16 protein-coding genes and 2 pseudogenes are annotated in these 22,953 nt (G+C 59.0%); 7 read left to right on the forward strand and 11 right to left on the reverse strand.

Features of this window, described 5'->3' with window-relative positions:
- The first annotated feature begins 21 nt into the window (after positions 1 to 21).
- Together cmk and rpsA are read left to right on the forward strand one after the other, a co-directional pair.
- Positions 22 to 654, forward strand: a complete 633-nt coding sequence (gene cmk, locus QE408_RS06830; protein WP_306929612.1) for a (d)CMP kinase — start codon at positions 22 to 24, stop codon at positions 652 to 654.
- Between the two features lie 167 nt (positions 655 to 821).
- Positions 822 to 2,522 (forward strand): 30S ribosomal protein S1, encoded by a 1,701-nt coding sequence (gene rpsA, locus QE408_RS06835; RefSeq protein WP_062427705.1) that lies wholly within the window; start codon positions 822 to 824, stop codon positions 2,520 to 2,522.
- 112 nt (positions 2,523 to 2,634) lie between these two features.
- Here rpsA and QE408_RS06840 read toward each other — a convergent pair whose 3' ends face one another.
- Together QE408_RS06840 and QE408_RS06845 are read right to left on the reverse strand one after the other, a co-directional pair.
- Entirely contained in the window at positions 2,635 to 4,233 is a 1,599-nt protein-coding gene (locus QE408_RS06840; RefSeq protein WP_306929620.1) for a hypothetical protein, read from the reverse strand.
- Between the two features lie 239 nt (positions 4,234 to 4,472).
- A complete protein-coding gene (locus QE408_RS06845) occupies positions 4,473 to 5,099 on the reverse strand; it encodes a ribonuclease D (protein ID WP_306929621.1) in 627 nt (208 codons plus the stop codon).
- A 152-nt stretch (positions 5,100 to 5,251) separates the two neighbouring features.
- Here QE408_RS06845 and QE408_RS06850 point away from each other — a divergent pair, with 152 nt between their 5' ends.
- Together QE408_RS06850 and QE408_RS06855 are read left to right on the forward strand one after the other, a co-directional pair.
- A complete protein-coding gene (locus QE408_RS06850) occupies positions 5,252 to 5,821 on the forward strand; it encodes a nucleoside 2-deoxyribosyltransferase (protein WP_306929622.1) in 570 nt (189 codons plus the stop codon).
- Positions 5,822 to 5,848: 27 nt separating this feature from the next.
- Positions 5,849 to 6,601, forward strand: a complete 753-nt coding sequence (locus QE408_RS06855; protein WP_306929623.1) for an SDR family oxidoreductase — start codon at positions 5,849 to 5,851, stop codon at positions 6,599 to 6,601.
- A gap of 341 nt (positions 6,602 to 6,942) precedes the next feature.
- Here QE408_RS06855 and QE408_RS06860 read toward each other — a convergent pair.
- From QE408_RS06860 to QE408_RS06895, 8 genes and pseudogenes are all read right to left on the reverse strand, one after another.
- Positions 6,943 to 9,601, reverse strand: a pseudogene (locus tag QE408_RS06860) (nitrate reductase).
- A 2-nt stretch (positions 9,602 to 9,603) separates the two neighbouring features.
- Positions 9,604 to 9,933 (reverse strand): nitrite reductase small subunit NirD, encoded by a 330-nt coding sequence (gene nirD, locus QE408_RS06865; RefSeq protein WP_306929624.1) that lies wholly within the window; start codon positions 9,931 to 9,933, stop codon positions 9,604 to 9,606.
- A gap of 100 nt (positions 9,934 to 10,033) precedes the next feature.
- Positions 10,034 to 12,493, reverse strand: a complete 2,460-nt coding sequence (nirB, locus tag QE408_RS06870; RefSeq protein WP_306929625.1) for a nitrite reductase large subunit NirB — start codon at positions 12,491 to 12,493, stop codon at positions 10,034 to 10,036.
- A 6-nt stretch (positions 12,494 to 12,499) separates the two neighbouring features.
- Complete coding sequence (locus tag QE408_RS06875) at positions 12,500 to 13,297, reverse strand: ABC transporter ATP-binding protein (RefSeq protein WP_306929626.1); 798 nt, start codon at positions 13,295 to 13,297, stop codon at positions 12,500 to 12,502.
- Between the two features lie 12 nt (positions 13,298 to 13,309).
- Complete coding sequence (gene ntrB, locus QE408_RS06880; RefSeq protein ID WP_306929627.1) at positions 13,310 to 14,206, reverse strand: nitrate ABC transporter permease; 897 nt, start codon at positions 14,204 to 14,206, stop codon at positions 13,310 to 13,312.
- Positions 14,207 to 14,280: 74 nt separating this feature from the next.
- The gene (locus tag QE408_RS06885; protein WP_306929629.1) at positions 14,281 to 15,579 is read right to left on the reverse strand and encodes a CmpA/NrtA family ABC transporter substrate-binding protein; all 1,299 of its coding nucleotides are present in this window, start codon (positions 15,577 to 15,579) and stop codon (positions 14,281 to 14,283) included.
- 360 nt (positions 15,580 to 15,939) lie between these two features.
- A pseudogene (locus tag QE408_RS06890) lies at positions 15,940 to 17,212 on the reverse strand (CmpA/NrtA family ABC transporter substrate-binding protein).
- 28 nt (positions 17,213 to 17,240) lie between these two features.
- Positions 17,241 to 17,828 (reverse strand): ANTAR domain-containing response regulator, encoded by a 588-nt coding sequence (locus tag QE408_RS06895; RefSeq protein WP_306929631.1) that lies wholly within the window; start codon positions 17,826 to 17,828, stop codon positions 17,241 to 17,243.
- A 156-nt stretch (positions 17,829 to 17,984) separates the two neighbouring features.
- Between QE408_RS06895 and QE408_RS06900 the strand changes: the two genes are divergently transcribed.
- Positions 17,985 to 18,692, forward strand: a complete 708-nt coding sequence (locus QE408_RS06900) for a FadR/GntR family transcriptional regulator (protein ID WP_306929633.1) — start codon at positions 17,985 to 17,987, stop codon at positions 18,690 to 18,692.
- A 65-nt stretch (positions 18,693 to 18,757) separates the two neighbouring features.
- Here QE408_RS06900 and QE408_RS06905 read toward each other — a convergent pair whose 3' ends face one another.
- Complete coding sequence (locus QE408_RS06905) at positions 18,758 to 20,200, reverse strand: aspartate ammonia-lyase (protein ID WP_373465495.1); 1,443 nt, start codon at positions 20,198 to 20,200, stop codon at positions 18,758 to 18,760.
- Positions 20,201 to 20,437: 237 nt separating this feature from the next.
- Between QE408_RS06905 and QE408_RS06910 the strand changes: the two genes are divergently transcribed.
- Together QE408_RS06910 and QE408_RS06915 are read left to right on the forward strand one after the other, a co-directional pair.
- Entirely contained in the window at positions 20,438 to 21,940 is a 1,503-nt protein-coding gene (locus QE408_RS06910; RefSeq protein WP_306929636.1) for an amino acid permease, read from the forward strand.
- A complete protein-coding gene (locus tag QE408_RS06915) occupies positions 21,937 to 22,896 on the forward strand; it encodes an asparaginase domain-containing protein (protein ID WP_306929639.1) in 960 nt (319 codons plus the stop codon). Before QE408_RS06910 ends, QE408_RS06915 begins: the two co-directional genes overlap by 4 nt.
- The last annotated feature ends 57 nt before the right edge of the window (positions 22,897 to 22,953 follow it).

Genomic DNA, 22,953 nt, shown 5'->3' on the forward strand with positions numbered 1-22,953 from the left:
TCCATTCGAGATTTTATCCCCATGACTTTTATTATCGCCATCGATGGCCCGGCGGCCGCAGGCAAGGGTACGCTTTCGCGCAAGATCGCCGAGGTTTACGGCTTTCATCACCTCGATACCGGCCTGACCTATCGCGCCACCGCCAAGGCACTTCTTGATGCGGGCAAGACCCTGGATGATGAGGCGATTGCGGAAGCGACCGCGCTTCATCTGGATCTCGCCGGACTGGATCGCTCGGTTCTTTCGCGACATGAGGTGGGTGAGGCGGCCTCGAAGATCGCGGTGATGCCTGCCGTGCGGCGCGCTCTGGTAACGGCGCAGCGCGCCTTTTCGATGCGCGAGCCCGGCACGGTTCTGGATGGGCGCGATATCGGCACCGTCGTTTGCCCGGAGGCACCGGTGAAGCTTTACGTCACGGCCTCGCCGGAGATCCGCGCGAGACGGCGTTATGACGAGATTGTCGAGGGCGGCGGTACTGCCGATTACGAAGCGATTTTCGCAGATGTGAAGAAGCGTGACGAGCGGGATATGGGCAGGACTGATAGTCCTTTGAAACCAGCCGAAGACGCGCACTTGCTTGATACGTCGGAAATGAGTATAGAGGCGGCGTTTCAAGCGGCAAAAGTCATTATCGATGCCGCGATGAAGAAATGAGAATTGCACGGGAACCGGCAGGTCCGATTTCCGTTCTGGACTATCCCGAAAGCATGCCCTGCGCCGGAAAGCCTTGCACGACAAGGCGGGCATGGATTTCGGGAATGATCAACGCAAACCCCCGGCGCTTGTGTGTCCTTGAATAGATGGACACTTCAGGAGATTTAATGTCTGTAGCTACCCCCACGCGCGACGATTTCGCAGCCCTGCTCGAAGAGTCCTTTGCTTCCAACGATCTGGCCGAAGGCTACGTTGCCAAGGGCATCGTAACGGCCATCGAAAAGGATGTCGCGATCGTTGACGTTGGCCTCAAGGTCGAAGGCCGCGTTCCGCTCAAGGAATTCGGTGCCAAGTCCAAGGACGGCACGCTGAAAGTCGGCGACGAAGTCGAAGTTTATGTCGAGCGCATCGAAAACGCTCTGGGCGAAGCCGTTCTGTCGCGCGAGAAGGCTCGCCGCGAAGAGAGCTGGGTCAAGCTCGAAGCCAAGTTCGAAGCTGGCGAGCGCGTTGAAGGCGTTATCTTCAACCAGGTCAAGGGCGGCTTCACGGTCGATCTCGACGGCGCTGTTGCCTTCCTTCCGCGTTCGCAGGTCGACATCCGTCCGATCCGCGACGTCACGCCTCTGATGCACAACCCGCAGCCCTTCGAAATCCTCAAGATGGACAAGCGTCGCGGCAACATCGTCGTTTCGCGTCGTACGGTTCTCGAAGAGTCCCGTGCCGAGCAGCGTTCTGAAATCGTTCAGAACCTCGAAGAAGGTCAGGTTGTTGACGGCGTCGTCAAGAACATCACCGATTACGGTGCGTTCGTTGACCTCGGCGGCATCGACGGCCTGCTGCACGTCACCGACATGGCATGGCGCCGCGTCAACCATCCTTCGGAAATCCTCAACATTGGCCAGCAGGTCAAGGTTCAGATCATCCGCATCAACCAGGAAACCCACCGTATCTCGCTCGGCATGAAGCAGCTCGAGTCCGATCCGTGGGATGGCATCTCCGCCAAGTACCCGGTTGGCAAGAAGATCTCCGGTACGGTCACGAACATCACCGACTACGGTGCATTCGTCGAGCTGGAGCCGGGCATCGAAGGCCTGATCCACATTTCCGAAATGTCCTGGACCAAGAAGAACGTACATCCCGGCAAGATCCTGTCCACGAGCCAGGAAGTCGACGTTGTCGTTCTCGAAGTCGATCCGTCCAAGCGCCGTATCTCGCTCGGCCTCAAGCAGACGCTGGAAAACCCATGGCAGGCATTTGCCTACAGCCATCCGGCCGGCACTGAAGTTGAAGGCGAAGTCAAGAACAAGACCGAATTCGGCCTGTTCATTGGCCTCGAAGGCGATGTCGACGGCATGGTTCACCTGTCGGATCTCGACTGGAACCGTCCGGGCGAGCAGGTCATCGAAGAGTTCAACAAGGGCGACGTCGTCAAGGCTGTCGTTCTGGACGTTGACGTCGAGAAGGAGCGTATCTCTCTCGGTATCAAGCAGCTCGGCAAGGATTCCGTCGGCGAAGCTGCAACGTCTGGCGAACTGCGCAAGAACGCTGTCGTTTCCGCTGAAGTCATCGGCGTCAACGAAGGCGGCATCGAAGTGAAGCTCGTCAACCACGAAGACATCACTTCCTTCATCCGCCGCAACGACCTGGCACGCGATCGTGACGATCAGCGTCCTGAGCGTTTCTCGGTTGGTCAGGTTCTCGACGCCCGCGTCGTCAACTTCTCCAAGAAGGATCGCAAGGTCATGCTTTCGATCAAGGCTCTGGAAATCGCAGAAGAGAAGGAAGCCGTCGCTCAGTTCGGTTCGTCCGACTCCGGCGCTTCGCTCGGCGATATCCTTGGCGCGGCTCTGAAGAACCGCGGCGAGTAATCGTCAGCCTCTAAAGCTTAAAAGAACCCGCTGGAGCGATCCGGCGGGTTTTTTGTTGCGGTTCTTTCAGGCGAGAGGACAAGGCACGATCAATGCAATGCCTGCCAGCAGATCAGGCGAAGTTGCCCATGCGCAGATAGTAGGATTCGGCGTCGCCCACTCGGCCATCTTCTCGCGCGCCATCCGAGACCGAATGATCGACCGGCTCATCATTGGCGGCCACACGCTCTTCCTGGCCGGATAGATCGTCTGGATTGTCACGGCTCGCATCGTTCTGGTCGGCCTGGCCATGCCCGGCCTCTTCGCCAGCTTCGCCTTCGCTTCCCCCGTCAGAGGAGGGCCAGCGACCGCGCGGCGGTGCATCCTCATCACGTCTCTGCTCTTCAATCGGATAGTTGACGAACGGGAGCGGTGTGCCCGGCTTTATCGCCAGCGAGGCGACGGCGGATTGAAGCGCCGCTTGCTCGAAGACAATGGTCTTTCCGTCGGCAGCGGCCAAGGCGCGTGCGGCTGCTTGCGCTTCCGGGCGCACAATCCCGTTTGGCGTCTCTTCATTTGGTGACCCGGCGGAATCGTCCTGCGTCTGACCGGATGTTGTGGCCTGCTGCTTTTTTGTGGCCTCGGCATCGGAGGCTTCTTCGTGCGGTGGGACTGGCAGAGCGGACAATGTGCCCGCGAGCGGATCGGCACGCTCAGGCACTCTACCCAAGAGGGCTGCCAATAGCAGTTTTTCCATCTCCTGTGGGCTCGCACCATGAAGCTGCGCCGCAATCGTTGACGCATCCGCTTTCGAGAACGGAGCAAGAGCAGCGTCATCCATTGCATCATTTGACATCATCATCGGTAGCTCTGCGTTTGATAGAGGAGCGATGGATGATCCGGTGTTGCTGGACAAAGCGGCCTGCGCTTGGGTTGCGGGCGGCGAAGCTTGGGGTGCACCAGGGGCTGCGGGAATGGAGGCTGTGGCTGGCGTGGTATCTTGGGGACGGAGCGGTGTCTGCGCCGTCATTCTTGCTGACGCCTCTGTTGAGGTTTGAGCCGCGGTGGACGCCGGAGAGGACGTATCGTCGATGAGCTCCCCTGTCGGCGCCGGAGTGGTGGGCAAAGGTTTGCCTGGTGGAGAGACGCTTTGGTCCGCTGTGAGCGGCGCTCGGGAGACCTGAAAGGCGGGTGGTGGTGCCTTGCTCGGCAGAAGAGTAAGGGCAGGGCTGTCCGGCAGGAGATCCTGAAGATAGGGCGGCAGTGTCACCTTCACGCCATCTTTCGATTGCCCGACACGTGCAAGCTCCAGCATCACGGCCAGCCTTGCGGCGTTGGGTCCCGCGTTGTTTTTCAGAATGTCCAGCATGAGTGCAATCGTCATGCCCTTCAGCAACTTTCCGAGTTGCTGTTCCAGTGCAGCTTTCTGCGCCAATGGGAGAGATTGAAGCGCCGAGGTAAGACGGGTCACATAGGCTTCTGCATCTCCCCCTTCCAAACGCTCCATTCCCAGAAGCGAGCCCAGCACCTCTGTCAGCACAGTCCCAGTGCGATGAAGCTCGGCTTCACCTGAGACAGCGCGTGCGGCGACGACCGGGGAGTTGGGCGAGGTATCCGAGATGGCCTGCGGGGCGGTTCGCTGACTGACCGGTGAACTGACCGAATCCTGCTTCTGCCCCGCAGTCTGCGAGGAAAGCTCTCCTGCTGTGACGGCACTGACGGGCGGCAACATGGCGCGCTCTTCCTTCGGTCCGAAGCGCGTTGATCCGCTGTCATCGCGTCGCAGCTTTGATGCTCAGGGATGCGCTCGAGCCTGTGCTCGTCATCCGCACCACCAGGGGATGATGTCCGGAGCCCGTCTATCGAAGGGAACGGAGGAATCATGAGAGCAATCATGACCGCAAATTATTAATCGACCGCTAACCATAAGTGCGTCCTAATCAAAGCACTCACTGTCGATACGAGTGATCCTCAACTGTGGGCGAAGATGTCGGTATCGTCCCAGCCGAGAAGATCGAGCTTTGCGCGCGTGGGCAGGAAGGCGAAGCAGGCGGTTGCGTGGTCATAGCGGCCGTCACGGATCAGCCGGTAGGTCAGCTTATCGCGCAGGGCATGCAGGTGAAGAACATCGGATGCGGCATATTCGAGCTGCGCCGGGGAGAGCGTTTCGGCTGCCCAGTCGGAGGACTGCTGTGCCTTGGAGATGTCGATCTCCAGCATCTCTTTCAGATTGTCCTTTAGTCCGTGCCGATCCGTATAGGTGCGGCAGAGTCTCGAAGCGATCTTGGTGCAGAAGACCGGAGTTGTCGTCACGCCGAAGGTGTGGAACAGCACGGCGATATCGAAGCGGCCGTAATGGAATATTTTCTCGCGGCTTGGATCTTCCAGCATGGCGACGAGGTTTGGCGCTTCCTTCTGACCCGCGGCAATGCGCACCACGTCGGCCGTACCATCGCCAGGGGAGAGCTGGACGACGCAGAGGCGATCGCGACGCGGCACCAGACCCAGCGTTTCCGTATCGACAGCGATAGCACCCGTATAGCGGGCGGCATCGCTCGCAGAAATATCGCCCTCATGATAACGGATTTTGGCAGCCATTTGGTACTCCGGTGACGCGTCTTACAGTTCCGGCTATAGCGCAAAGCGCTGGCGGGCGATACCGCTTTTGGGTCCGGCGGTCTTGCCTCTTTGATGAGAGCCGGTTTAGGTTGCCCTTTCACATCCTTCCAGAGACGAAATTTCCCATATCCATGACCAAGAAAATCTACCTCGCCGGACCTGAGGTCTTTCTCTCCAACGCGCGCGACATGTTGGATGCCAAGGCAAAGCTTGCCCGTGAAGCCGGGTTCACGCCCCTGTCTCCCGGCGATCTGGAGATCCCGCCAGCCGAGACCAAAACCGGCCACGGCTGCAACATCAATGCCATCGACGAGCATATGATGCTCAAGGCAGACGCCATCATTGCCAACCTGACGCCCTTCCGGGGGATCGCCGCCGATGTCGGCACGAGCTTCGAGCTCGGCTTCATGTGCGCGCTCGGGAAGCCGGTGTTCGCCTATACCAATATGGCGAAGAACCATTTTACCCGCATCCACGATCATTACGATGGCGATGTCTCGTTGGGCGATGATGGGCGTTACAGAGGACCCGACGGGCTTTCAGTCGAGAACTTCGACATGGTGGACAACCTCATGCTTCACGGCAGTATCCTGCGTCGCGGCGGCGCCGTTGTCGTCGGCGACGCGACGCCTGGGGAACTCTACACCGATCTTACAGCATTCAAAGAGTGCCTGAAGCTCGCTGCGGCAAAGCTTCTTTAAAACAGCACCATGACTCGGAGAGCAGATATGACAGCTACGATTCTCATCACTGGAGCGACCTCCGGCTTCGGCCTTTCCACCGCCCGCCTCTTTGCAAGCCATGGCTGGAAGGTCATTGGCACGGGCCGCCGGGCTGAGCGCCTGCAATCTTTGAAAGATGAACTTGGATCGTCCTTCCACGGTTTGGCTTTCGACATCACGGATCAGGAGGCAATGCAATCGGCTTTTGCCGACCTGCCCCCGGAGTTTTCCGCAATCGACGTCCTCGTCAACAATGCCGGTCTGGCGCTTGGAACGGCACCTGCGCCGCAAGTGCCGCTTCAGGATTGGCACACGATGGTCAACACCAATATCACAGGCCTGTTGAACATCACCCACCACCTGCTGCCAACCCTGATCGAGCGCAGGGGCATCGTCGTCAACCTCTCGTCGGTCGCCGCGAGCTGGCCCTATGCCGGTGGCAATGTCTATGCTGGCACCAAGGCATTCCTGCGCCAGTTTTCCCTCGGTCTCCGTTCCGACCTGCATGGCAAGGGTGTGCGTGTTACATCCATCGAGCCTGGTATGTGCGAAACCGAGTTCACGCTGGTGCGCACCGGCGGCAACCAGCAGGCGTCCGACACGCTGTATAAGGGCGTCAACCCGCTCCTGCCGGAGGATATCGCCAATACCATTCACTGGGTGGTCTCCCAGCCGAAGCACGTCAACATCAACGCCATCGAGTTGATGCCGGTGAACCAATCCTTTGCAGGCTTCCAGGTCCATCGAGACGCGCAGTGATCAAAAAAACGTCATATTAATAGCAGTTATGCAATTCACGCATTGCTGCCCTGCGAGGGCCGCGCTTTTCAGGCCGGGATGACCAGAGTATATATTGATCATCGAAACGACGCACTCCTCCTCCCAGCGTCGCTCGATGTGGATTGGCGATACTCCTCCTCCCAATTGCCAATCAAGTTCAAAGCCTGCCGCACCTCCTCCCGCGGCAGGCTTTTTCTTTTCTGGATACCTCTCCTACATTTTGCTTTGCCTGCGGCGCGCGCGTGCGATCAAGGTTTCGCAAGAGATGGGTGCCGCATCGCGCGCCCAAAGCTTCCCCACCTCGTTGCCTATCGAAAATGTCACTCGGCTGAGGTTTTCAGGCAACCGTCGATGATGGTGCGGATTTCCGCGCGGCAGGAACCGCAATTGGTCCCGGCGTTGACGCGCGCCCCTACCGCCTCAACCGTGTGGCAACCCTCGCGGATCGCGCTGGTGATCTGGTTGATGCCCACATTGAAGCAGGAGCAGACGGTGGCACCGGGATCGGGTCGTCCGGCACCGGGCCTGCCAGCGACAAGCGCGAACCGGTTGCCCATATCCTCATGCCGCTCGTTCAACTGCGTGACAGCCCAGTTTCGCGCAACCGCGACCGGTTCGGCCGCGATGAAAAGCGCCGCCAGCAATTTGTCGCCATCGAAAAAGACCAGCCGAATGTCGCCGGTTCGATTGTCGGCATACCCAAGCGGCTCGATATGGGCATCGATCCCGAAGATGTCTCTGCTCCAGGAAATCCAGTCTTGCGGCATCGTGTCGAAGGCAAGCTCCAGACGATAACCGCCTTCGGCCTTGGCGAGAGCCCAATAGGCGCAATCCGGCTTTCGGGGAGCCATGGCACTCACCGCAAAGGCGTATGCCTTTGCAGGAAAGCGTCGGGCCGCAGCGGCGACGTTTTTCGATGCTGGTTGACCGGAATATGGATCGGTGGATGGCGGCACCAGCCTGTCGATCCGGGCATTGGCGGCGAACTGGTCGTTCCAATGCATCGGTACGAAGAGGCTGCCGCGTGCCTGCCTGTCGGTGACGAGTGCGCGCAGGACCACCGCGCCGAGCGGGCTTTCAACCTGCACCAGATCGGCGCTCGCAATTCCAGCTGCCATGGCATCGCGTGGATGAAGCTCGACGAAGGGCTCCGCGAGATGCGAAGACAGGCGGGCGCTTTTTGCCTGTGCGTGTCATGGTGTGCCACTGGTCGCGAATTCGCCCGGTGTTCAAGGTCAGCGGGTAGTCGGCGGTGGTGCGGTTGGTCTGCGGCAGAGCCGTCGGGACGAAGCGTGCCTTTCCATCCACATGGAAAAATTTGCCATCAGAGAAGAAGCGCGTCGTGTTTCGTGTTTCGCCGGAAGGCTGAGGCCAGTTGAAAGGCGCCATGTCGTCATAGGCTTGTGGCTCCACATCGGAATAAGCGCCGATATCGAAGTCGCGCGTGCCATTGTTCTCGAAGGCCGAAAGACTTGCGTGCTCGGCGAAAATCTCTGCAGGACTGGAATAGGTAAAGGCGTCCGGCTGGCCCATGCGCTTGCCGACTTCGGCAAACTGCCACCAATCCGCCTTCGCTTCTCCGGGCGCCGTCAGATAGCCGCGCTGGCGGGAGATGCGTCTTTCCGAATTTGTGACGGTGCCATCCTTCTCGCCCCAGCCGAGCGAAGGAAGCAACACATGGGCGTGGCGCGCGGTATCGGTCGTCGCCATGATGTCGGAGACGACGACGAAGGGACATTGCTTCAGCGCCGCTTCCACGGACCCGGCATCGGGCATCGATACCACCGGGTTGGTCGCCATGATCCAGAGCGCCTTGATGCGACCATCGGCCACCGCCTGGAAAAGATCGACGGCTTTGAGGCCGGGCTTGTTCGCGATCGTCGGCGCTTGCCAGAAGCGCTGCACCCGGTCGCGATCCTCCGCGCTTTCGATCGCCATATGGGCGGCCAGCATATTTGCGAGACCACCCACCTCGCGCCCGCCCATGGCATTGGGCTGACCGGTCAGCGAAAACGGCCCCGCGCCGGGCTTGCCGATGCGGCCCGTCGCCAGATGACAGTTAATAATGGCGTTGACTTTGTCGGTGCCACTGGACGACTGGTTGACGCCCTGGCTGTAGCAGGTGACGACTTTTTCGGTGCGCTCGAAAAGCTCATAGAAGCGGATGAGCTCAGCAAGGCTTAAGCCCGTTGCCTCGACGATGCTCGCCAAGCTGATGTCAGAGGCGGTTCGGACGGCTTCTTCGAAACCGAGCGTGTGGCTTTCGATATAGGTGGTGTCGAGCGTCGCGCCCTTGGCCAGATGCGCCAGCAGTGCGGTAAAAAGAGCCACATCGCCATCCGGTCTGATGGCAAGATGCATGTCCGCAATATCACAGGTCATGGTGCGGCGAGGATCGATCACCACCACCTTCATTTCAGGCCGTTCGGCTTTGGCCGCTGCAAGGCGCTGATAGATGACCGGGTGGCACCAGGCGAGATTGGAACCGGTCAGGATGACGAGATCGGCGAGGAAGAGGTCTTCATAGAGGCCGGGAACGGTATCCGAGCCAAAGGCGCGGCGGTGGCCTGCCACGGAGGACGACATGCAGAGCCGCGAATTGGTGTCGATATTGGCCGACCCGATAAAGCCCTTCATAAGCTTGTTGGCGAGGTAATAGTCTTCGGTCAGCAATTGTCCGGACACGTAGAAGGCAACCGAATCCGGTCCGTGCATTGCGATCGCTTCGGAAAATTTCGAGGCGATGAGGTCAAGCGCCTCATCCCAGTTCACCCGTGCGCCGTCTATCTGCGGATAAAGCAGCCGGTTTTCGAGATCGAGTGTTTCGCCAAGGGCCGATCCCTTGGAGCAGAGCCTGCCGTAATTGGCCGGATGCTCCGGATCGCCCTTCACCGACACGCCGCCAGCATCATCGATTTTCGCGATGACGCCGCAGCCGACGCCGCAGTAGGGACAGGTGGTCTTGACCTCGTGTGCCATGCTTACTCCGCAGCGATCATCGCGCTTTCAAGGGTGATGGAGAGGTTGCCTTCGATGTTGCGCACGGGGATGGTGCGCACAGCGCCTTCATCGGCCCCTTGCGCCTTGCCGGTTTCAAGCGAAATGACCCAATTGTGCAGCGGGCAGGTCACGGACGTGCCATGGACGATGCCTTGAGAGAGCGGGCCGCCCTTGTGCGGGCAATGATCCTCAATGGCAAAAACCTCATTATCCGCCGTGCGGAAAACGGCGATCTTGCCGGAAGGTGTTTTGACGCAGCGGGCGCCGCGCAATGGAATGTCGGAAATATTGCCGATTTCGACCCAGTTCATCGTCGTCATCCTATCATCGGTTGAAGCTTGAGAGATGGGGCGACATCTCCTCCATGTCGCCCCATCCAGCGCTGTGCACCAAGGCCCTTAGGCCAAGCGGTCACTCTGCGGCTTGATTGAAACCGATGGTCGCCATCGGCTTGAACTCGTGCTTGTGTTCGCCCGAAACACGCTCCGACCAGGGATCGACCTGTGCGAATTTCTGGCTGAAGACGAAGCGCTCGTAAAAGCTTTTGCGCTTGTCGGCATCGTCCATGATCTGGCGGCGGATCTCGTCATAGCCGATGCGCTTTGCCCATTTGTAGATACGCTCGAGATAGCGCGCCTGCTCGCGATACATCTGCGTCAGCGCCACGATATGCTCCAGCGCTTCATCCTCGGTCTTCACCAGCCCCAGAATTTCAGTCCCCTTGATGTCGAGGCCTGCGGCACCGGCAAAGTGGATTTCGAAGCCGGAATCCACGCAGATCACACCGATATCCTTGCACGTCGCCTCTGCGCAGTTGCGCGGACAGCCCGAGACGGCAAGCTTCAGCTTGGCTGGCGTCCAGGAGCCCCACATGAACTTTTCAATGCGAATGCCGAGCCCGGTGGAATCCTGCGTGCCGAAGCGGCACCATTGCTGCCCCACACAGGTTTTGACGGTACGCAGGCCCTTGGCATAGGCCTGACCGGAAATGAAGCCGGCCTTGCCGAGATCGGCCCAGACGGCGGGCAGGTCTTCCTTCTCGATGCCGAGAAGGTCGATGCGCTGGCCGCCGGTGACCTTGACCAGCGGGATTTCGAACTTGTCGACCACGTCGGCAATGGCGCGCAGTTCGTTGGAATTGGTGACGCCGCCCCACATGCGCGGAACGACGGAATAAGTGCCGTCCTTCTGGATGTTGGCGTGAACGCGCTCATTGATGAAGCGGGACTGATAGTCATCCGCATATTCATCCGGCCAGTCGCAGACGAGGTAGTAGTTCAGCGCCGGACGACACTTGGCGCAGCCGCAGGAGGTCTTCCATTCCAGCTCCTGCATCACTGCGGGAATGGTCTTCAGCCCCTTGGCCTTGATCAGGCGGCGCACATCGTCATGGCCAAGATCGGTGCATTTGCACATGGGCTGGACGGCGGCAGGGTTGTAGCTGTCGCCGAGCGTCAGCGTCATCAACTGCTCGACAAGGCCGGTGCAATTGCCGCAAGAGGCCGAGGCCTTGGTATGGGCGCGCACATCGTCCAGCGAGGTCAGGCCCTTGCCGGTGATGGTGGAGGTGATTTTTCCCTTGCAAACGCCGTTGCAGCCGCAGATTTCCGCATCATCCGGCAAGGCTGCAACGGCCGCCATAGGGTCCAGAGGGGAGCCCCCCTGATAGGCCTGGCCAAAAATCAGTGTTTCGCGCATCTCGGCAATATCGGTGCCCTTCTTCATCAGATCGAAGAACCAGGAGCCATCCGAAGTCTCGCCATAGAGAACCGCACCGATAATGCGGTTCTCCTTGAGGATCAGACGTTTGTAGACGCCTGCCGTCGCATCGCGCAGCACGATTTCTTCACGGTCATCACCCTCGGCAAAATCGCCTGCGGAGAAGAGGTTGATGCCAGTGACCTTGAGCTTCGTGTTGGTGACGGAGCCATGATACTCGGACTGACCGCCGATCAGGCGGTCGGCCAGCACCTTGGCGCTTTCGTAAAGCGGTGCGACGAGACCATAACAAATGCCGCGATGCTCGGCGCATTCGCCAAGGGCGTAGATCGACGAGTCCGATGTCATCATGCCGTCGTCGACGACGATGCCGCGATTGACGGCGAGGCCCGCTTCCTTGGCAAGGCTGGAGGCCGGGCGAATGCCGACCGCCATCACCACCATCGTGCCTTCGATGATGCGGCCGTCTTCGAGCTCGATGCCCTCTACCTTGTCTTCACCAAGAATGCGCTTGGTGTTGGCCTTGGTAATGATGTCGATGCCCCGCTCGGTCAGCGCCTTTTCCAGAAGGTAGGCGGCCGCCGGATCGAGTTGGCGCTCCATGATCGTCGGCATCAGGTGGATGACGGTGACATCCATGCCTTGACGCTTCAAGCCATAGGCTGCTTCGAGACCAAGAAGACCGGCACCGATGACGATGGCGCGGCCTTTGCCGCCGGCAATCTCCAGCATCTTCGTCACGTCATCAAGATCGCGGTAGGGAAGAACGCCGGGTAGTTGATGGCCGGGAACCGGGATGATGAAGGGCGAAGAGCCCGTGGCGATCACCAGCTTGTCGTAGGAGGCGGTGATGCCGTTTTCGCTGGTGACGGTTTTGCGCTCACGGTCGATATGGCTGACTTTCGCACCCTTGTGCAAGGTCACGCCGTGGGCCGCATACCAGTCGTCATTATGAATGACGATGTCTTCATAGGCTTTTTCGCCGGAGAGAACCGGGGAGAGCATGATGCGGTCGTAATTGACGCGCGGCTCGGCGTTGAAGATGGTGACGTCGAAGAGGCCGGGTGCGGTCTCGAAGAGGTTTTCCAGCATGCGGCCCGGCGCCATGCCGTTGCCGATGATGACGAGTTTCTGGGGCGTTGTTTCGAACATGGGGTCTTACTCCGCAGCTTCGACGAAGCGGTGACGTTCGTAGAGGAACTTCAGCACAGCTTCGCGGCATTTGAGATAGGTTCGGTCGGATGCAAGCTCGATGCGGTTGCGTGGTCGCGCCAGTGGCACATCCAGAATTTCACCGATATGAGCGGCCGGGCCGTTGGTCATCATCACGATACGGTCGGAAAGCAGCACCGCCTCATCCACGTCATGGGTGATCATGATCATGGTGTTGCCAAGCCGCGCATGAATTTCCATGACGGCATCCTGAAGATGGGCGCGGGTGAGCGCGTCCAGTGCACCGAACGGTTCATCCAGCAGCAGGATTTTCGGCTCCATCGCCAGCGCTCTGGCTATGCCGACGCGCTGCTTCATACCGCCGGAAATTTCAGCCGGCTTCTTGTCCTTGGCATGCGCCATCTGCACGAGGTCAAGATTGTGCATGACCCAATCATGGCGTTCGGCCTTGGATTTGGTGAAGCGGAAGACCTTCTCGACGCCGAGATTGACGTTTTCATAGACGGTGAGCCATGGCAGCAGACTGTGGTTCTGGAAGACGACAGCACGCTCCGGGCCTGGCTCATTGACCTCGCGGTTCTCTAGCAGCACTGCGCCGGAGGATACTTTGGTCAGGCCGGCAATCAGGTTCAGCATGGTGGACTTGCCGCAGCCTGAATGGCCAATGACCGAGACGAATTCGCCCTTGTCGATGGTGAGGTTGATACCCTTCAATACCTCGGCGCGGGTGCCGCCCTTGTCGAAATATTTGTCGATGTGATCGAGCTTCAAATAGGCGTTCATGGAGAAACCCTCTTAGTTCGCTGCCGCGCCGCGGGTGATGACCTTGCCGATGGCGGCCACCAGCTTGTCGAGCACGAAGCCGACGACGCCGATGTAAGCGAGAGCGACGATGATGTCGGGCAGGCGGGATGAATTCCACGCGTCCCAGATGAAGAAGCCGATGCCTACGCCACCCGTCAGCATTTCAGCCGCGACGATGGCGAGCCATGAAAGGCCGACGCCGATGCGAAGACCGGTGAAGATGTAGGGCGCGGCCGATGGCAGCATGATCTTGTAGAAGAATTCGATCTGGTTCAGGCGCAGCACCTGAGCGACATTGCGGTAATCCTGGGGAATGTTGCGAACGCCGACCGCGGTGTTGATGATGACAGGCCAGATGGAGGTGATGAAGATGACAAAGATGGCCGACGGATTGCTGTCTTGAAAGGCAGCAAGCGACAGCGGCAACCATGCGAGTGGCGGGACGGTGCGCAGCACCTGAAAGATCGGATCGAGGCCGCGCATCGCCCAGACGGACTGGCCGATAATGGCGCCGACGACGACACCAACGATTGCCGCAAGACCGAAACCATAGGCGACACGTTCCAGCGAAACGAGGACGCGCCAGCCAAGGCCGATATCCTGAGAGCCATAATGGAAGAACGGATGGACGATCAGATCGTAGCTTTCCTCGAACACCTGGCTCGGAGGCGGCAGCGAAGCGCCGGGCGCCGAACAGAGTGCTTGCCAGAGGCCTAGCATGATCACCAGAACGACGAGCGGCGGGACGACGTTTCGCGTGATTGAAACAGCGATCTTGCGTGCGGAGAATACCGACGCCGGGCGGCGTGTCATGGCAATCACGGTGCCGCTCCTTGGCGTCGCGGCCTGGATGGCCGTGCTTTCTGTCTTGCGTGCGGTTGCGGTCATGGTCGGGTCCTGTTTCCGATAGGGTGTTGCACGGGTTGCTGGCTCCTGCGCCCGTGGCGAAGGAGCCAGGATCATCAAGAGGCGGCCTTGATCGAAAGGCTTGCGAGATAGGCGGACGGGTTTTCTGGATCGAAGACCTTGCCGTCGAAGAAGGTCTCCTTGCCGCGAGAGGTCGAGGCCGGAATATCGGCAGCCGCAACACCCAGATCCTTTGCGGCTGCGCGCCACAGGTCTTCTCGGTTCACCTGCGACACCAGCGCCTTGATGTCGGTATCGGGTGCGAACTTGCCCCAGCGGATATTCTCGGCAATGAACCAGCTGTCATGGCTCTGGAACGGATAGGATGCGGCGTCCTTCCAGAACTTCATGTAGAGATCGGTGCCATGGGCGACGCGGCCATTGCCGTAATTGATGTCGCCCTTCAAGCGACCGAGCACATCCTTCGGCGGAACGTTGAACCACTGGCGCTTGCCGAGAATGGTGGACATTTCTTCCTTGTTGTCCATGCTGTCGCACCATTGCTGGGCTTCCATCACGGCCATCAGCATGGCCTTGGCGGCGTTCGGGTTCTTCTCCACCCAGTCGGCGCGCATGCCGAGTGCCTTTTCGGGGTGACCCTTCCACAGTTCTCCGGTGGTACAGGCGGTAAAGCCGATGCCCTGGTTGACGAGCTGCTCGTTCCAGGGTTCGCCGACACAGAAGACGTCCATATTGCCGACCTTCATATTGGCAACCATCTGCGGTGGCGGAACGACGATGGTGGAAACGTCCTTGTCCGGATCGATGCCGCCTGCTGCCAGCCAATAGCGGATCCATAGGTCATGCGTGCCGCCCGGGAACGTCATGGCCGCTTTGATCTCCTTACCGTCCGCCTTCTTCTTCTCGAAAGCAGCCTTGAGCTTGGCGGAGTCGAGCTGGACGCCGGTGTCGGCATATTCCTTGGCAACGGAGATGCCCTGGCTATCGAGATTGAGACGGGCGAGGATCGCCATTGGCACCGGCACGTTGTTTTGCGTGACCTTGCCGGTGTGCATGAGATAAGGCATCGGGGTCAGAATATGCGCACCGTCGATCCCGTTGGACGCGCCGCCGAGAACGAGGTTGTCACGTGTTGCGCCCCACGAGGCCTGCTTTAAAACTTCGACGTCGGGCATGCCATGCTTGGCAAACAGACCCTTCTCAGAGGCGACGATCAGGGGCGCGGCGTCGGTCAGTGCGATGAAGCCGAGTTTTGCACCCTTGACTTCAGGTTCGGACGTGGCAGCGAAGGCGCCAGATGGGAAGGCTGTCCGCACGGCGGTAATCAGGGCGGCGGTTGCCGTTGTCTTCAGGATCGAGCGGCGGCTGATCGAACTGGAAAGCATTTTCTTCATGTCGCATGTTCCCCTTTGGCGGCCTCATGGCGCCCTATGATTTTCAAAGCCCAAAAACAAAAAAAACGCCGCTCGGTTATGCGCCTTCGGAACGGGAGGAGGGTTCCGGGCTGCATACCTTGCGACGTCGATGTCGTTTGAAGAACGCTTGAGCGCGTCCCTGCTGCTCTGATCGCCGTTGACCCGAGCGTTTTATACCAAGCAAAGACCGTGCCAGTTTTTGTGGTTCTGCTTAGTCTGTTGATAGTTATCGGCTTTTTTACTGTGTCGGATAATCAGTCGTTTATCGATCAAACAGTTTTAGGCTATTATTTAATCTCGGCGCCTGTGACGGGCATTAAAAATGCAGCAGTCCACCTTTCAAAACTCGCCAATACCAAGGCCGCTGATCGCCGAGTTCTTGACGGAAAAGCGCTCGACATAGGCAGGAATATCGGATGGATCGAAGGTTAAGCCATCCATGAAGCGCGTCGTAACACTGGGATCGTCGTCCTGAAGCGCGTGGTCGCCGCCGCCGAGTGCTGCGCGATAGAGATCCGGTCGATAGGCAGCTGACGCCGCCCTGGCGCCGTCCTGCGAAAACGCCGTCTGCCCCCAGCGGATCATCTGGCTATAAATCCAAAGTGCCTGGTTGGGGTGCGGGTAGTTGGCGCGATCGTCGTGAAACTGGAAGTAATTATCGATGACGCGCTGGTTTCCTTGGGCATCTATGTTGAACTCTCCCCCCCAAAACCCGCCGCAGAATATGTTCGGGCGCGCCGATATAACGTGGATCGGCAAGCGCCTCGCTCAAAGCGGGGCGATTTTCCAGCCTGTCGCACCAGCGCGCGGCCGCATCCAACGCCACGAGAAGTCGGGCTACGCTTTCCTGCTGGGTTTCCGCCCAATCCGGCCTCATGCCGATGACTTTCTCAGGGGCTGATGGCCATATGTCCTGCTTGACGGCAACGATCTGACCAACGCCGCGCTCGCATGCGATCATGTTCCACGGTGCACCGACGCAAAAGCCGTCGATCGCACCCGCCGCAAGTGCATCAGACGTGAGTGGCGGCGGCACGACGACCAGCTTCACATCCTTGTCCGGATGAATGCCTCCAGCCGCCAGCCAGTAACGAAACTCGTAATTATGCGAGGAGAAAGGATAGGTCATGCCGAGAGTCGGCATGGGTTCTCCGTTTGCGCGCATCGCATCCAGTACAGTCTTCAAGGCGCGGGCGTTGTCTAGCGCACCAGCCGTTGCAGAGACGCCGGTTGTCTCCCGCATACGGGTAAACAGCGCCGTGGACAGCGTGATGGCATTGCCGCCACGCCCCAGAGAAAAGGGCGTGATCGTCGGAGAGGGGTTCGAGCCAAGACCGAGCATCGAGGCAACCGGCATGGGTGATAGCATGTGCGCAATATCAAACTGACGGAAGGCGAGGCGGTCGCGCACATTTGCCCAGGAGACATCCTTGACCAGATCGAGCTTCAGGCCTTCCTTTTCAGCAAAGCCAAATTCGGCGGCTGCGATCAGCACGGAGGCATCCACCAGCGGTATGAAGCCGGCTCTTAGCGTCCGCTGTCTGTCATTACCGACCGGTGCGGGTGCCGCGATACCGGATTGTTTCTCTGCAAGATCGTCCATGACCGTCATGCTATCGCTCCCTGTCCGGTGGCGGCCGTCACATCAATAGTCCGGCAGCCGTGACCACGCTCTGCGCGATCTCGGACAATTTCTTTTTCTCATTCATCGCCGTCTGGCGCAGCAGCGCGAAGGCTTCCTCTTCGGAAAGCCCGCGCATCTTCATCAGAATACCTTTGGCGCGCTCGACCACCTTGCGTTCTTCGAGCGCGGATTTTGCCTCGGCCAGTTCTCTTTGCAGGCGGCTGAAGGCGTTGAAGCGGCTCACCGCCATGTCGAGGATCGGCTTTACCCGTTCTTTCTTCAAGCCATCGACAATATAGGCGGAGACTCCGGCTTCGACCGCAGCCTCGATGGAGGCGGTGTCCGATCTGTCCACGAACATGGCGATGGGCCGGCTGACCGTGCGGGTCAGCTGAAACAGATGCTCCATCATATCGCGATTGGGATTTTCAAGATCGATGACGATCACGTCCGGCTGCAGCGTCTCGATGGTGCGCGCAACGCCGTTGACCTCATGAATGACGGTGACCCGCAGATGGCCCGCTTCACGCAGGCCCTCCTCAATAATCGAGGCGCGGATTGCGTTTTCATCGATCACAAGAATGGTCAGGTCTCGAAGCGTCATGCGCGCATCAATGACGCAGCGCAGTGGAATTGGCAATCTTTTTCGGCAGGTCTAAAATTTAGGCAAATGCTGTTGAGCACAGCTTTCTTTGGTCGCCGTCATTCAGGCGCATGAGCGGTTCTTGACAAATATATGATGTTTGGAAAGGTTACTCGCATGAGTGCAGGGGCTGATTGGATTTACGAGGCGAACCCGGTCAATCGCAAGAATGCGGCTGAATCGGTATTTGAAGATTTGCGGTCAGCCATTGTGTCTGGCCGGCTGACGGTTGGCACGCGTCTGCCGTCGGAAACGCATCTTGCCGGTCGCTATGGCGTCAGCCGTCCCATCGTGCGCGAAGCCTTGCGTTCGCTTCAGACGCTCGGCATGACCCAGACGCGCACGGGTAGCGGCACCTTCGTGCTGACCGATTCTCCGCGCCACGAACTGCGTTATGGCGGCTATTCAGCCCGTGATTTGATGGAGGCGCGCCCGTTCATCGAGGTGCCTGCCGCCGGATGGGCAGCGCTTCGCCGCTCCGACGAGCAACTTTCCCGGATGATGAAGCTGTGTTCGGAAATGGATCAGCAGGAAGATTTGCACAAATGGGTGCTTCTCGACTGTGAGTTCCACAGTGCCATCGCAGAAGCGTCCGGCAATTCGCTGTTTGCCAAGGTCATTGCGGATGCGCGCGACAGCGTCAGCCAGCAATCAGGGCTACTGAACCTCATGGCACATCGCCGCGTGGCGTCGAATATCGAGCATCGCAAAATTGCCGAAGCCATTGAGGCAGGTTCAGAAGATGGCGCTCGTCAGGCAATGGAGGCCCATCTCGGCAAGGTCAAGCAGGCCGTCACCTCGATCATGGGTGATGACGCCCGATAATGCTTGCGGCGCGGCGTGCCGGAAGACATTGCACACATCCGCCGGCACCATCGTTTCGAATGTCTTCACGCTCTGCTCTGCGCTCTGCCTGCCTCTTCCTCCTGCAAGACGGGTGCGGCAATGTTCGCCAGCAATTCCGGCCTTAATGCTTCGATCAGTTGTTCGGCGCTCATATAGCCTTTTTCAAGCACGACCTGCGGTACGGTCCGGCCGCTTGCGAGCGCCTCGCGCGCAACCTCTGTCGCAGCGTAATAGCCGATCAACGGGTTGAGCGCCGTCGCAAGGCCTATCGATTCTTCCAAGCGGCGAGCCATAATATCGACATTGGCGGTAATGCCGACGACGCAGCGTTCCGCCAGTGTTCCGCAGGCAGTGCCGAGTTGGGCAATACTCTCCGACAGCGCCCGGACAATGACGGGCTCGAAGGCGTTCAGCTGAAGCTGTCCACCTTCTGCCGCCATGGTGACGGTGATGTCGTTGCCGATGACCACGAAGGCCACCTGGTTGACGACTTCCGGGATGACAGGATTGACCTTGCCGGGCATGATGCTTGAGCCGGCCTGTACAGCTGGGAGATTGATTTCGCCAATGCCAGCGCGAGGGCCAGAGGACAGCAGGCGCAGGTCGTTGCAGGTCTTGGAGAGTTTGACTGCGATGCGCTTCAATACGCCCGAGAGATGGACGAAAGCGCCGGGATCCTGCGTTGCCTCGATCAAGTCGCTCGCCGTCACCAGTGGTCGACCTGTCAGTTGCACGAGATGCTTGCAGGCAATCGCGGCATAACCGGCAGGGGCGTTGAGGCCTGTGCCGATCGCCGTGGCGCCCAGATTGATCTCATGTAGCAATGCTGCGGATTCAATCAGGCGAGCGCGGTCTTCCCCCAGCATCACGGCAAAGGTGCGGAATTCCTGGCCGAGGGTCATCGGCACGGCATCCTGCAATTGCGTGCGCCCGACTTTCAGAATGCCGTCGAACTCACGGGCCTTGGCCTCGAAGGCGTCCTGGAGCACGAGCATGGAAGCGGCCAGTTCATCGATGGATTCGATCAAAGCTATGTTGATCGCCGTCGGATAGGCATCGTTGGTCGACTGGCTGAGGTTCACGTGGTCGTTCGGGTGCAGCCGACTGTAGTCACCTTTTGCATATCCGAGAATTTCCAGCGCGCGGTTGGCGATCACCTCGTTGGCATTCATGTTGGTCGACGTTCCGGCCCCACCCTGAATAACATCGACGATGAATTGATCATGGAGGGCACCGTCGCGGATCTCGCGGCAGGCTTTGACGATGGCGTCCATGCGCTCCTGATCCAGCAGGCCCAGCTCATGGTTTGCCAGCGCAGCCGCCTCCTTCACAAAGGTCAGGCCGCGGATGAGATAGGGGTAGCGGCCGATCGTTGTCCCGGTGATCGGAAAATTCTCCGCCGCGCGCTGCGTATGCACACCCCAATAGGCTGCTTCCGGAATATCTTTTGGCCCGAGAAGATCGCGTTCCTGACGCATCGTGATCATGTCATCCTCCATGGTGATCCGATAAATCTGTAAAGCTGCTAGACAGATTTTTCTTGGTTTAGTCCTGTCCATGATGTAGGTCAATGGCCGGGGAGAGGGTTGACGGGCGCGCAGCCGGAAACTAAGGGGATCAAAAATCTGTCATGCAGCCTTACAGAACGGCTGCGTCGTTCTCCGGGCGCTTACCTTGTGAAGGGCATTCTTGCATAAGGACAGAACGGGTCATTCATCAAGTCTATGGACGATAGCTCTGAGGGAGGAGCGACACCAGTGGATAAGGTAACTCAAGCAAACCATGAACGTCAGGTCGAAGTCCAGGAGGATTTCGGCTATCACAAGGCACTCAAACCGCGCCAGATTCAGATGATCGCCATTGGCGGCGCGATCGGAACGGGGCTTTTCCTTGGGGCAGGCGGGCGCCTTGCCATTGCTGGTCCCGCTCTCATCTTCGTCTATGCAATCTGCGGCTTCTTCGCCTTTCTGGTGCTTCGAGCCCTTGGCGAATTGATCATGCACCGTCCGACCTCCGGCTCTTTTGTCTCCTATGCGCGTGAGTTCTACGGCGAGAAGATGGCCTTTGCCGTTGGTTGGATGTACTGGATGAACTGGGCGATGACCTCGGTTGCCGATGTGACGGCCGTCGCCCTCTACATGAATTTCTTCAAGCAATATGTGCCCTGGATGCAGGGCATCGACCAGTGGGTGTTTGCGCTCGGGGCGCTCATCATCGTGCTCGGTATGAACATGCTGTCGGTCAAGGTGTTCGGCGAACTGGAATTTTGGTTCAGCCTGATCAAAGTCCTGGCGCTGTTCACCTTCCTGATCGTCGGCGTCTACTTCGTCATTTTCGGAACGCCGATTGAAGGCCACGTCACCGGCTTCAGCCTGATTGCCGATAATGGCGGCTTCTTCCCCAACGGTATCCTGCCGGCCTTCGTCATCATTCAAGGCGTGCTCTTTGCCTATGCCTCTATCGAATTGATCGGTACGACGGCGGGTGAGACGGAGGATCCACGCAAGGTCATGCCGAAAGCAATCCGCACCGTCGTCTTCCGCCTTCTGGTTTTCTACGTCGGCTCAGTCCTGCTTCTTACGCTTCTCCTGCCCTACACGGCTTACAAGGCAGGCGAGAGCCCCTTCGTGACCTTCTTCGGCTCCATCGGTGTTGAAGGTGCAGACATCGTGATGAACCTCGTGGTGCTGACCGCTGTGCTGTCGTCGCTCAATGCCGGCCTTTACTCAACTGGTCGCATCCTGCATTCGATGGCAGTTTCCGGTTCTGCGCCGGCCGCGCTTGCGAAGATGAACAAGGCAGGGGTGCCCTATGGCGGTATTGCGGTAACGGCGGTCGTCACTGTGTTCGGCGTCATCCTCAACGCCATTGTTCCTTCTGAAGCGTTTGAAATTGCGCTCAATCTTGCCGCACTTGGCATCATTTGCGCCTGGGGCGTCATCGTGTTATGCCAACTCAAGCTGTGGCATCTGTCCCGGCAGGGGAAGATGCAGCGTCCGGATTTCAGCATGTTTGGCGCGCCTTACACGGGCATTCTGACACTTGTCTTCCTGTTTGGCGTTCTGGTGCTGATGGCATTCGATTACCCCGCGGGCACATATACCGTTGGCTCTCTTATCGTCATCGCGCCGACTTTGGTGGGGGGATGGTATTTGATGCGTGGGCGTATCCAGCAATTGTCGAAAGCACAGGCGCCGAGTGACGCCGCTGCGCCGGGCCAGAGATGACCGTAAGCATTTCGACCGATCATCACGAAGGGCTGGTGGCGGTCATTGCCACCGGCGGAACCATCGCAAGTCAGCGTGACGAGACGGGCGCTGCGAAACCCTCGCTATCCGGGGAAAATCTGCTCTCAGGTCTTGGTGGCGAGATTTCCCTGAAGCCGGTTGAACTCATGGCGACGGATTCGTCCAGCCTGACGATTTCCGACATGCAGGCAATAAGCGATGCGGTGGGCAAAGAGCTTGCCGACCCGACGGTTCGGGGTGTCGTGGTGCTTCACGGCACGGATGCCATGGAAGAAACCTCTTTGCTCGTGCATTTACAGCACAGCTTGAGCAAACCGGTTATTTTCACGGGCGCCCAATTCACGGCTGACAATCCACAATCGGACGGGCCGGGAAATCTCCAGGCTGCGATTGCCGCCGCCGCTGACGCATCCAACAGCGATAAGGGCGTGCTGATTTCCTTCGGCGGTAAGTTGCTGACCGTCTGGGGGCTTTACAAGCGTTCGGCAGACGATCCGGATGCCTTTGATCTCGCAGACCCTGATATCTGTCCTCAGAGCGCCACGCTGCCAGCGCCAGTCCGCACTGTCCGCGTCGATATCGTCGCGATCTATCCCGGTTGCGAGGCTACTCATATCGATGCCAGCCTCGCGGCTGGCGCAAAAGGAATCGTTTTGTCCGCACTCGGCTCGGGCAACGCCAATGCCCGCATCGTGGAGGCCGTGCAGCGTTGTTGCGACAGGAACGTCCCGGTCGTCGTGTCCAGCCGCGTGCCCGTCGGTCGTCTTGTCGCCGGTTATGGCGGCGGTGGAGGCGGTCACGACATGGGCAATGTTGGAGCGGTGCATTCGACGACCTTGAGGCCAGGTCAGGCGAGAATTCTGTTGGCTTGCCTTCTTGCAGCGTCGGCCAGCCGTGATAACATTGCGCGCGCTTTCAACGATTTCTGCGATTGAAATTCGTGGCCGGATAACACAGAAATGGCAAAAATGTGATCTCCGCGGAACCTATCC

Source organism: Agrobacterium larrymoorei (assembly GCF_030819275.1).
Taxonomy (GTDB): domain Bacteria; phylum Pseudomonadota; class Alphaproteobacteria; order Rhizobiales; family Rhizobiaceae; genus Agrobacterium; species Agrobacterium larrymoorei_B.

Bases quoted from the DNA above. Each gene is read 5' to 3' on its own strand.
- cmk (WP_306929612.1), top strand. From the start codon at position 22: ATGACTTTTATTATCGCCATCGATGGCCCGGCGGCCGCAGGCAAGGGT.
- rpsA (WP_062427705.1), top strand. From the start codon at position 822: ATGTCTGTAGCTACCCCCACGCGCGACGATTTCGCAGCCCTGCTCGAA.
- QE408_RS06840 (WP_306929620.1), bottom strand. From the start codon at position 4,233: ATGTTGCCGCCCGTCAGTGCCGTCACAGCAGGAGAGCTTTCCTCGCAG.
- QE408_RS06845 (WP_306929621.1), bottom strand. From the start codon at position 5,099: ATGGCTGCCAAAATCCGTTATCATGAGGGCGATATTTCTGCGAGCGAT.
- QE408_RS06850 (WP_306929622.1), top strand. From the start codon at position 5,252: ATGACCAAGAAAATCTACCTCGCCGGACCTGAGGTCTTTCTCTCCAAC.
- QE408_RS06855 (WP_306929623.1), top strand. From the start codon at position 5,849: ATGACAGCTACGATTCTCATCACTGGAGCGACCTCCGGCTTCGGCCTT.
- nirD (WP_306929624.1), bottom strand. From the start codon at position 9,933: ATGAACTGGGTCGAAATCGGCAATATTTCCGACATTCCATTGCGCGGC.
- nirB (WP_306929625.1), bottom strand. From the start codon at position 12,493: ATGTTCGAAACAACGCCCCAGAAACTCGTCATCATCGGCAACGGCATG.
- QE408_RS06875 (WP_306929626.1), bottom strand. From the start codon at position 13,297: ATGAACGCCTATTTGAAGCTCGATCACATCGACAAATATTTCGACAAG.
- ntrB (WP_306929627.1), bottom strand. From the start codon at position 14,206: ATGACCGCAACCGCACGCAAGACAGAAAGCACGGCCATCCAGGCCGCG.
- QE408_RS06885 (WP_306929629.1), bottom strand. From the start codon at position 15,579: ATGAAGAAAATGCTTTCCAGTTCGATCAGCCGCCGCTCGATCCTGAAG.
- QE408_RS06895 (WP_306929631.1), bottom strand. From the start codon at position 17,828: ATGACGCTTCGAGACCTGACCATTCTTGTGATCGATGAAAACGCAATC.
- QE408_RS06900 (WP_306929633.1), top strand. From the start codon at position 17,985: ATGAGTGCAGGGGCTGATTGGATTTACGAGGCGAACCCGGTCAATCGC.
- QE408_RS06905 (WP_373465495.1), bottom strand. From the start codon at position 20,200: ATGATCACGATGCGTCAGGAACGCGATCTTCTCGGGCCAAAAGATATT.
- QE408_RS06910 (WP_306929636.1), top strand. From the start codon at position 20,438: ATGGACGATAGCTCTGAGGGAGGAGCGACACCAGTGGATAAGGTAACT.
- QE408_RS06915 (WP_306929639.1), top strand. From the start codon at position 21,937: ATGACCGTAAGCATTTCGACCGATCATCACGAAGGGCTGGTGGCGGTC.